Here is an 8179-nt window from a genome sequence, read left to right on the forward strand (position 1 = left end):
GCCGGCACCGACGCCGAGTACGGGATCGTCCCGGCCGGGCGCGGCAACGACTTCGCCCGCCAGCTCGGCCTGCGCACGGCCGTCGACGACCTGGCCGAGCTGCTGCTGCACGGCGAGGCCACCCCCGTCGACGTGCTGTCGGTGAACGGCGAACCCGCGCTCGGCAGCGTCTACGCCGGGCTCGACGCCGTCGCCAACCTCTACGCCAACCGGACGCGGCTGCTGCGCGGCAAGGCCTCCTACACCTGGGGCGCCGTCCGGGCGTTCGCGGGCTGGCGGTCCACCGGCTACACCGTGACGATCGACGGCGAGGTCCTCGAGCGCCGCGCCTACACCGTGGTCGCGGCCAACTCCGGCTACTACGGCTTCGGCCGGCTGATCGCGCCCGGCGCGGTCGTCGACGACGGGCTCCTCGACGTCGTGATCATCCGGGAGGCGTCCCGCCGGCGTTTCCTGACCGTCATGCAGGAGCTGGAGACCGGCGCGCACGTGTCCCGGCCCGAGGTCGAGGTGGTCAGGGCCGAGAAGGTCAGGATCGAGGCGACCCGCGACCTGCCGTACGGCTGCGACGGAGAGCTCCCGGGCCGCCTTCCCGTCGAAGTGGAGGTCCTGCCTCGAGCCCTGCGGGTGATCCGCCCGTAAGCTGGGCCGCATGAAGGTGATCAGTTTCGTGCTGAACGTCCTGTGGCTGCTGTTCTCCGGGATCTGGCTGTTCCTCGGCTACGTCCTGGCGGGGATCGTCTGCTGCCTTCTCATCGTGACGATCCCCTTCGGGATCGCCTCCTTCCGGATCGCCGGCTACGTCCTGTGGCCGTTCGGGCGGACGACCGTCGAGAAGCCGGGGGCAGGGGCGCCGTCCTGCCTCGGGAACGTCATCTGGGTGATCGTCGCGGGCTGGTGGCTGGCGCTCGGGCACCTCGTGACGAGCCTTCCGCTGTTCGTTTCGATCATCGGGATCCCGTTCGGCTGGGCGAACCTCAAGATGATTCCGATCTCGCTGATGCCGCTGGGTCGTGAGGTCGTGCCGTCCGATCGGCCGTTCGGGGAGTCCTGAGCGGCGTCCGGATAGGGGTGGACACGGGCTCTGACCAGCGACATCATGGTCGGCATGTCCAGTGCGACACCCCTGCCCAGGACCGGTGAGGTCTTCTTCGACGCCCGCGGCGACCAGCGGGCCATGCGGCTGAGCTGGCACCCCGACGCCGACGTCATGGTGCTGAGCCTGTGGAACCAGGGCACCTGCACCGCGACCTTCCGGCTCGCCGCCGCCGAGATCGCGGGGTTCATCGAGGCGCTCGCGCAGGGGCTGCCGCAGCAGCCGCGCGGCAGACGGCACGCGGTGCCCCAGCCGGCGGAGCCGCGGGACACCGTCCCTTCGGCGCCGGTCGAGGACATCCCGTTGACGGGCCAGTACCGACATCCCCGCCCGTAGCCCCTTGCCCCGGGCACTCCACCCATGATGACCTTGGGGCGTGACTTCTCCCCGAAACTCACGCCAGTCGGCGGAGAGCGCCGGCTGGGGCTGCCAGGAGGACGGCCGCTACCGTGAGCTCGGCCCCGAGCGCGCCCTGTCCTGGCTGCGGCCGTCGGTGCTGTGGCGGTCGCGCAACGACGTGATCGCCAAACGGTTCGGCGACCCCGTCGACGACATCCGCCGCCGCTGGGTCGGCACCCCCGGCGACATGCTGCTGCGGACCGAGCCGGACGCGGCCTTCTCCTTCCTCCTGCTCGGCGACCCCGGCGAGGGCGACCAGTCGCAGTACGCGGTCGTCCCCGGAATGCTGAAGGTCGGGCAGGACACCGACTTCGCGGTGATCGCCAGCGATGTGATCTACCCGATCGGCAGCGTCAACGACTACCCACAGAAGTTCTTCAAGCCCTACAAGGACTACCTCAAGCCCATCTACGCGATCCCCGGCAACCACGACTGGTACGACGGGCTCGAAGGGTTCATGCGGATCTTCTGCGACCGCCAGGGCGACGGTTCGCCCGGCGACTGGTGGAAGGGGCGGATCGGCTTCCTGGCCAGCCGGCTGTGGCGGCGGCCGGAACCGGCGAACGAGCAGCTGCTGGCCGAGGGGCGGAAGCTGCGGGCGTCGGTCGAGCAGCAGGCCGTCCAGCCGGGGCCCTACTGGATGATCGACAGTCCGGAGCTGCGGATCGTCGCGATCGACACCGGGATCCGCGGCGACATCGACCGCGACCAGGGCGAGTGGCTGCGCAGGGTCTCGGCCGACCCGCGGCCCAAACTGCTCATCACCGGCAAACCCATCTACAAGGACGACGTGTACCAACCGGGCTCGATCGAGGGCGGCGGCACCATCGACGAGATCGTCCGGGAGTTCGACTACGTCGCGGTGATCGGCGGCGACATCCACAACTACCAGCGCTACCCGATCGCCGTGCCCAGACACGGACGGGACGAGATCGTCCAGTACCTGGTCGCGGGCGGTTCGGGCGCCTTCATGCACGCCACCCACACCATCGACCAGACCACGGTGGTGCCCGAGGAGAGCTTCCGCTGCTACCCGCTGCGCGGCGACTCGCTGGTGTTCTACAGCCGGCTCTACGGACGGCGGCTGCGCCGGTTCGGGCTGCGCCGGTTCTTCGACATCTCCTACCCGGAGGCCGCCGCCGCGATCACCCGGCGGATCGGGGTCGCGCCGTCCCGTCCCGCGGACGCCAAGCCGAGCCTGCGGGCCCGGATGATCGCCTCACTGCTCGGCGTCCCCGGGCCCGCGGGGCGGCTGACGTCCTGGTTCCGGCTGCCCGTGCGCAAGGTGTACCACCGGCTGTTCTCCGAGACGGCCGACTCCGACGTGCCGCCGTTCTTCAAGAGCTTCCTGCGGATCGACGTCACCCCCGGTGAGCTGCGGATCCGCTGCATCAGCGCGTCGGGCTGCCTGGCCCATGAGCTCGCCCCGCCGACCGAGGACGAGCTCAGGATCCCGCTCCGCTGACCGCGCGCATCCGCGCCCGGTTCGCGGTGTCAGCGACGGGACGAGCCGACCAGCCCGTTGCTCGAGCTCGGCCCCTTCTGCCAGGCCGCACGGCCCGCACTGGCCGCGTGCATCGCCTGACCGATCTTGCGGCGCGCCATCTCGCTCGGCGGCACTTCGCTCTCGGCCGCCCACCGGCGCGCACCGGTCACCAGCGCGGACCCGGCCAGGGTGATCCCCGCCAGCCCGACCATCCCGCCGAACCCGATCAGCAGGCCCCCGCCCGCCAGCACCTTCAGGTTCACCCGCGACCCGAACCGCGCTCCACCGCACTCGCCCATGACTCTTTCCCCCTCTGAGAAGTTCCGGCGGAGGCCCTACCCAGCGCGATCACGCCCCGCACCCGGCCGTCCCGATCCTGACCAGGGCTTTGCGCGCCGATGGCCGTCCGCCCGGGGTCGCCGCGCACGGGCGGGGAACCATCCAGGGCATGGGGGCTGTGGAGTGATGCTCGTGCTGCTGGTCGTGGCGGTCTTCGCCGGTGTCCTGGTCGTCCTGCTGGTGGTGGGGCTGGTGCTCGCGGAGCGCAGGGTCGGCCCGTTCGAGGTCGGCTCGCCTGACGAGCCGACGCTGCGGCGTGACGTCTCCGAGGACGTCGCGGCGCTCAACGAGGACCGTGACGGGTACGACCGCCGGGCCCCCGGCGACGATCCCGACTCCCTCTGAGCGGCGGCTCAGCGGCGGGGTTTGGCGGCGCAGCCGATGCAGGTGCGGGCGGCCGGGCGCGCGGTGAGCCGTTCGTCACCGATCGGCCCGCCGCACACGTCGCAGACGCCGTAGGCGCCGTCCTCGAGCCGTCGCAGCGCCTCGTCGAGGTCCGCGAGGCGCGCCCTGGCCCGTTCCAGCGACGACTCGATCCGGGACCGCTCGAACGCGATGGTGGCCCCTTCGGGATCGTGCTCGTCGTCGGCGTTGGCCTGCGCCGCCGCCTCGACGACACCGTCCCAGTCGCGGGCCAGCGCGGCGATCAGCTCCACCGTCCCGGCCCGGTCCGCTGCCAGCCGCTCCCCGATCCCGTCCGCAGAGAACCCCATGAAGGCGGCCTACCCCGCCGCGAAAAGGCGGCAAACGTCGGCCGGGGCCACAAAGGGGCTATTCGACCGCGAACCGGATGAGGGCCTGACGGTCACCCTGCTTGATCTTGCCCTGGCGGTTGAGGACCTGGAGCTGCCAGTGCGGCCCGTTGCGGAACGCGCGACAGATCGCGTTGGCGTTGTCGGTGCCCAGCAGCGACGGCCAGATGTCGGCGACCTGCTCGCTGCTGCCGCCGGTCGCGTCGTACACCTTGAACGACACGTTGTTGGCCTTGTCGAACGAGCTGCCCTTCTTGAACGCCGCCGCGACGAAAACGATCGCGGTGATCGCCGGCGGTACGTTCGCGAACGTCACCGTGACGGTCTCGTCGTCACCGATGGCCGCTCCGGTCTGCTCGTCGCCTGAGTGCTTGACCGACCCGTTCCCGAGCGGGTCGAGCGAGTCGAGCCCCGCGAACCTGACCGGCTCGGCCCCCTGCATCAGCACCGCGATCAGGTCGAGGTCGACCCCCTTCTTGCGCCGCGCGATCCCGAGCACCCCGCCGCTGGCCCCCGCGGACGGGTCCCACGCCACCCCCACCGTGAGATGCGTGATCCCGTTGAGGTCCGCGGCCCCGTCTTCCTTCGTCAGCGTGATCGCCATATCCGTCATCCCTCTTCGTATCGCTCAATGCCACTCCGGCGTGCCTTCCTAACGACCCAGCCTCCCACCGGGTTCCGCCCCGCCGCGCGGCGCCACTCCACCGCCCCTGTGGCGCACGGCACATGACGTTACGGTCGCGTAGGTTTGTGTGTAGCGTGCAGGCTTATCGGGTGAGCGAGATTCGGTCGTATGTGGCGTTGGGGGACAGCTTCAGCGAGGGGCTGAACGATCCGGGGGTCGACGGGAGGTTCCGGGGGTGGGCCGACCGGGTGGCGGAGCACCTCGACAAGGAGCGGCCCGGGGTGCGGTACGCGAACCTCGCGGTGCGGGGGAAGCTGCTGGGGCAGATCGCCGCCGAGCAGGTGCCCGTCGCCGTGGAGATGCGGGCCGATCTGGTGTCGATCTCCGCGGGCGGCAACGACATGCTGCGGCCGGGCGCCGATCCCGACGTCATCGCGGCCGGGTTCTTCGACGCGGTGAAGGCGCTGCGGGGGAGCGGGGCCGACGTGGTCGTGTTCACCGGGTTCGATCCGGCGCTGCGGAACATGAACGGGCGCGGCAGCGCGAAATGGCGCGGGAAGGTCGCGACGCTCAACACGCACCTGTGGTCGATGGCCGGACGGCTCGACCTGAAGGTCGTCGACCTCTGGTCGATGCGTGCGCTCTGCGACGACGGCGCCTGGCACGAGGACCGGCTGCACCTGACGTCCGAAGGGCACCGGCGGCTCGCGGCGGCCGTCGCCGAGGTGCTGGGCGTCGAGACGGGTGAGGACTGGCGCGCGCCCTGGCCGCGGCCGCCCGCCAAGACCTGGACGGAGGCCAAGCGCGCCGACCTGCACTGGGCGAGGACCTACCTCGCGCCGTGGGTGAAGCGACGGGTCACCGGCAAGTCGTCGGGCGACGGCCTGGCCGCCAAACGCCCCGAACTCCTGCCCCTGTGACGGGACGTCCCCGCGCCCGGCTCCGGGCGCGGGGACCTCTTCGCTAGGGCCGGTTCTGGCCGCGCATCGCCTTGTGGATGAGCTTCCACTTGCGGGTCTGCTCGGCGCGGAGCCGGGCGTCGGTGCGGGACGCCATCCAGGCGGCCTCCCGCTGGAGCTTCCGCCAGGACGTCAGCCGGCGTTCGGGCAGGACCCCGTCCTCGACGGCCGCGAGCACCGCGCAGTCCGGTTCGTCGCCGTGGCCGCAGTCGGCGAACCGGCAGTGCTCGGCCAGATCCTCGATGTCGCTGAAGACCTGGGCGACGCCCTCCTCGGCGTACAGCCCGACGCTCCGCAGCCCCGGAGTGTCGATGATCATTCCACCGTCGGGCAGGAGCAGGAGCTCCCGGTGGACGGTGGTGTGCCGGCCCCGGCCGTCGCCCTCGCGGATCTCCTGGGTCTCCATGAACCGCCCGCCCGCCAGCGCGTTGACCAGCGAGGACTTGCCCGCGCCCGACCGTCCGAGCAGGACGGCCGTCTGGCCGGGCAGCAACCTTACTGTGTCAAGGCCGTCGCCGGTGACCGACGAGACGGCCAGGACGTCCGCGCCGGGAGCGGCCTCCGCGACGACCGACAGATCGACGTCCGCCAGATCCGCCTTGGTGATCACGACGATGGGCTGGGCGCCCGACTCCCACGCCAGCGCGAGGAGCCGTTCGATCCGGCCGAGGTCGATCTCGGGCACGGCCGGTTCCGCGATGTACACGAGGTCCACATTGGCGGCGAGGACCTGACCGTGCGAGGTCCCGGGCGTCACCCCGGCGCGGACGATCTGGGTGCGCCGCGGCAGCACGGTGGCGAGTTCGCCGGTCGCGGCGCTGACGGCGACCCAGTCGCCGACGCAGGGAAGCGCGACCGGATCGGCCGCCGCGGCGCGCCTGAGCGCGCCGCTGTAGGAGACCCGCAGGTCGCCCTCTTCGGTGAGGACGTCGCACGCGCCCCGGTCCACGCGCGTCACGCGCGCGGGAAGAAACCCCGGTTCAGGCTGGAAGAGCTCGTCGAAACCGAGGTCGAACAGAGTGGTTGCCAACGGAAGTGGCGCCTTTCGGACACGGCGCCCCGCCTGCGCTCAGCAGCGGATCAGACGGACGCCTGGGAGAACGGGTTCGAGGGCAGGCCCACGACAACGACTGTCTTCACCTGACGGCTCCTTCCGTTCGCATCCCGCGTCCTTCGCGGCGGCACCAGGGTACCTGAGCCGCCCCGACTCATGCCAACCCCTTTACTTTCGCTTGGAATCAGATGGTTTCGACGGGCATAGTCGGACAATGGCGAAACTGACCGCAGTGGACGAGAAGCCCTATGCGCTGAAGCGCGGTCCCGACGACCCCGCCGAACACACCGCGCGGCTCGTCAAGGACCTGCCGGCGGTGAGCGTCAAGACGGTGCTGGCCGGGGCGAACCGGAAGGCCAGATTCCGGGCCGGGCGGCACGCGTTCGGGGACATGGCCCACGGTTCGCTCGACTGGTTCACCTTCGACGGCGCCGACATGGACGACCCGCTGTGGCAGCCGCAGGGCCTGACCTGCTCCTCCGACGGCGGCCCCGACGCCCCCGAGGCGTTCCTCGTCAGCTGGTACAAGAAGACATCGAAGACCGACGACACGGCGCAGGCCGTCCGGCTGAGCTTCTTCGACCCCGACAAGACCCGCCCGAAATACCGGCACGTCCTGCTCGTGGTGCCGACCGCGCCCGACGACTTCGACGCGCTGAAGATCCACGCGGGCGGCATCGCCTGGTACGGCGACTTCCTGTACGTCGCGGACACCACCCGGGGTTTCCGGGTGTTCGATCTGCGACGCATCCTGGACGTCCCGAACATCCCGGGCGACACCGAGGTCGGCCGGGCCGCCGACGGGTTCCACGCCCTCGGCTACGGGCACGCGCTGCCGCAGGTCGGCTCGTGGCGGCTCGCCGCCAAGACCGCGGCGCGGTTCTCGTTCGTCGCGATCGACCGCACCCAGACACCGCATCTGCTGGTGTCGGGCGAGTACGACGCCGACGGCATGGGACGGGTCGTGCGCTGGGTGTTGAAGGCGGACGGCTCCCTGGCCACCGGCGCGGACGGGGTCGCGCTGCCCGTCGACACGCACCGGATGCCGGTGACGAAGGTGCAGGGCGCGGTGACGTCCGGCGGCAAGTGGTACTTCAGCCAGTCCCGCGGCTCCTCGGCCCGCGCCACCCTCCTGGCCGGGAAACGCGACGCCCTGACCGCGCGTCCCTACCCGGTCGGCCCCGAGGATCTGACGGTCTGGCGGGAACGCCGGACGCTGTGGAGCGTCACCGAGTTCGAACGGAACGGCCGCATGATCTTCGGCGTGCCCCTCTGACGTTCGTGTCTTGCGGCCGGACCGCGGAAATGTCGGTGCCGGTCGGCAGACTGTGGGGATGCGGATCGTGGTCGGGCTGGCGGGGGAGCGGGGCGGGGTCCTCCAGCGCGTCGACGATTCCGGCGCGCCCGTGGGCCCGCCCGAGCAGCACGACGATCTCGCCGCGGCCGTCGCCCTGCTGGAGGCCGCCCAC

General features: G+C 71.2%; 11 protein-coding genes. 7 read left to right on the forward strand and 4 right to left on the reverse strand.

Translation table 11 applies throughout. From position 1 onward, the window contains the following. The 4 genes from ACYVE7_RS24345 to ACYVE7_RS24360 form a co-directional block, all read left to right on the forward strand. Positions 1–642: diacylglycerol kinase family protein (locus ACYVE7_RS24345; protein WP_460367530.1), on the forward strand; the 642-nt coding region annotated here is incomplete at its 5' end. A gap of 10 nt (positions 643–652) precedes the next feature. Then, complete coding sequence (locus tag ACYVE7_RS24350; RefSeq protein ID WP_460367532.1) at positions 653–1054, forward strand: YccF domain-containing protein; 402 nt, start codon at positions 653–655, stop codon at positions 1052–1054. A 54-nt stretch (positions 1055–1108) separates the two neighbouring features. Beyond that, complete coding sequence (locus tag ACYVE7_RS24355) at positions 1109–1432, forward strand: hypothetical protein (protein WP_460367534.1); 324 nt, start codon at positions 1109–1111, stop codon at positions 1430–1432. Between the two features lie 40 nt (positions 1433–1472). Beyond that, positions 1473–2960 carry a metallophosphoesterase family protein gene (locus ACYVE7_RS24360; protein WP_460367536.1) on the forward strand — a complete coding sequence of 496 codons (1488 nt, stop codon included), beginning with the start codon at positions 1473–1475 and terminating at the stop codon, positions 2958–2960. Positions 2961–2989: 29 nt separating this feature from the next. Here the strand turns inward: ACYVE7_RS24360 and ACYVE7_RS24365 are convergent, their stop codons facing one another. Further along, positions 2990–3280 carry a hypothetical protein gene (locus ACYVE7_RS24365; protein ID WP_460367538.1) on the reverse strand — a complete coding sequence of 97 codons (291 nt, stop codon included), beginning with the start codon at positions 3278–3280 and terminating at the stop codon, positions 2990–2992. A 166-nt stretch (positions 3281–3446) separates the two neighbouring features. On the opposite strand from ACYVE7_RS24365, the gene ACYVE7_RS24370 reads away from it, so the two are divergent. After that, the gene (locus ACYVE7_RS24370; RefSeq protein WP_460367540.1) at positions 3447–3665 is read left to right on the forward strand and encodes a hypothetical protein; all 219 of its coding nucleotides are present in this window, start codon (positions 3447–3449) and stop codon (positions 3663–3665) included. A gap of 8 nt (positions 3666–3673) precedes the next feature. On the opposite strand, the gene ACYVE7_RS24375 is transcribed toward ACYVE7_RS24370, so the two are convergent. Both ACYVE7_RS24375 and ACYVE7_RS24380 read right to left on the reverse strand, forming a co-directional pair. Beyond that, positions 3674–4033 carry a TraR/DksA family transcriptional regulator gene (locus ACYVE7_RS24375; RefSeq protein ID WP_460367541.1) on the reverse strand — a complete coding sequence of 120 codons (360 nt, stop codon included), beginning with the start codon at positions 4031–4033 and terminating at the stop codon, positions 3674–3676. Between the two features lie 58 nt (positions 4034–4091). Continuing rightward, positions 4092–4676, reverse strand: a complete 585-nt coding sequence (locus ACYVE7_RS24380; protein WP_460367543.1) for a TerD family protein — start codon at positions 4674–4676, stop codon at positions 4092–4094. A gap of 170 nt (positions 4677–4846) precedes the next feature. On the opposite strand from ACYVE7_RS24380, the gene ACYVE7_RS24385 reads away from it, so the two are divergent. After that, on the forward strand, positions 4847–5617 hold the full coding sequence (locus tag ACYVE7_RS24385) for an SGNH/GDSL hydrolase family protein (protein ID WP_460367545.1): 771 nt from the start codon (positions 4847–4849) through the stop codon (positions 5615–5617). A gap of 43 nt (positions 5618–5660) precedes the next feature. Here ACYVE7_RS24385 and rsgA read toward each other — a convergent pair whose 3' ends face one another. Then, positions 5661–6686, reverse strand: coding sequence for a ribosome small subunit-dependent GTPase A (gene rsgA / locus ACYVE7_RS24390; protein ID WP_460367546.1), 1026 nt, complete (start codon positions 6684–6686; stop codon positions 5661–5663). Between the two features lie 238 nt (positions 6687–6924). Here rsgA and ACYVE7_RS24395 point away from each other — a divergent pair, with 238 nt between their 5' ends. Next, on the forward strand, positions 6925–7986 hold the full coding sequence (locus ACYVE7_RS24395; protein WP_460367548.1) for a hypothetical protein: 1062 nt from the start codon (positions 6925–6927) through the stop codon (positions 7984–7986). The last annotated feature ends 193 nt before the right edge of the window (positions 7987–8179 follow it).

It is taken from the genome of Actinocorallia lasiicapitis (assembly GCF_054778695.1).

Bases quoted from the DNA above. Each gene is read 5' to 3' on its own strand.
- ACYVE7_RS24350 (WP_460367532.1), top strand. From the start codon at position 653: ATGAAGGTGATCAGTTTCGTGCTGAACGTCCTGTGGCTGCTGTTCTCC.
- ACYVE7_RS24355 (WP_460367534.1), top strand. From the start codon at position 1,109: ATGTCCAGTGCGACACCCCTGCCCAGGACCGGTGAGGTCTTCTTCGAC.
- ACYVE7_RS24365 (WP_460367538.1), bottom strand. From the start codon at position 3,280: ATGGGCGAGTGCGGTGGAGCGCGGTTCGGGTCGCGGGTGAACCTGAAG.
- ACYVE7_RS24370 (WP_460367540.1), top strand. From the start codon at position 3,447: ATGCTCGTGCTGCTGGTCGTGGCGGTCTTCGCCGGTGTCCTGGTCGTC.
- ACYVE7_RS24375 (WP_460367541.1), bottom strand. From the start codon at position 4,033: ATGGGGTTCTCTGCGGACGGGATCGGGGAGCGGCTGGCAGCGGACCGG.
- ACYVE7_RS24380 (WP_460367543.1), bottom strand. From the start codon at position 4,676: ATGGCGATCACGCTGACGAAGGAAGACGGGGCCGCGGACCTCAACGGG.
- ACYVE7_RS24395 (WP_460367548.1), top strand. From the start codon at position 6,925: ATGGCGAAACTGACCGCAGTGGACGAGAAGCCCTATGCGCTGAAGCGC.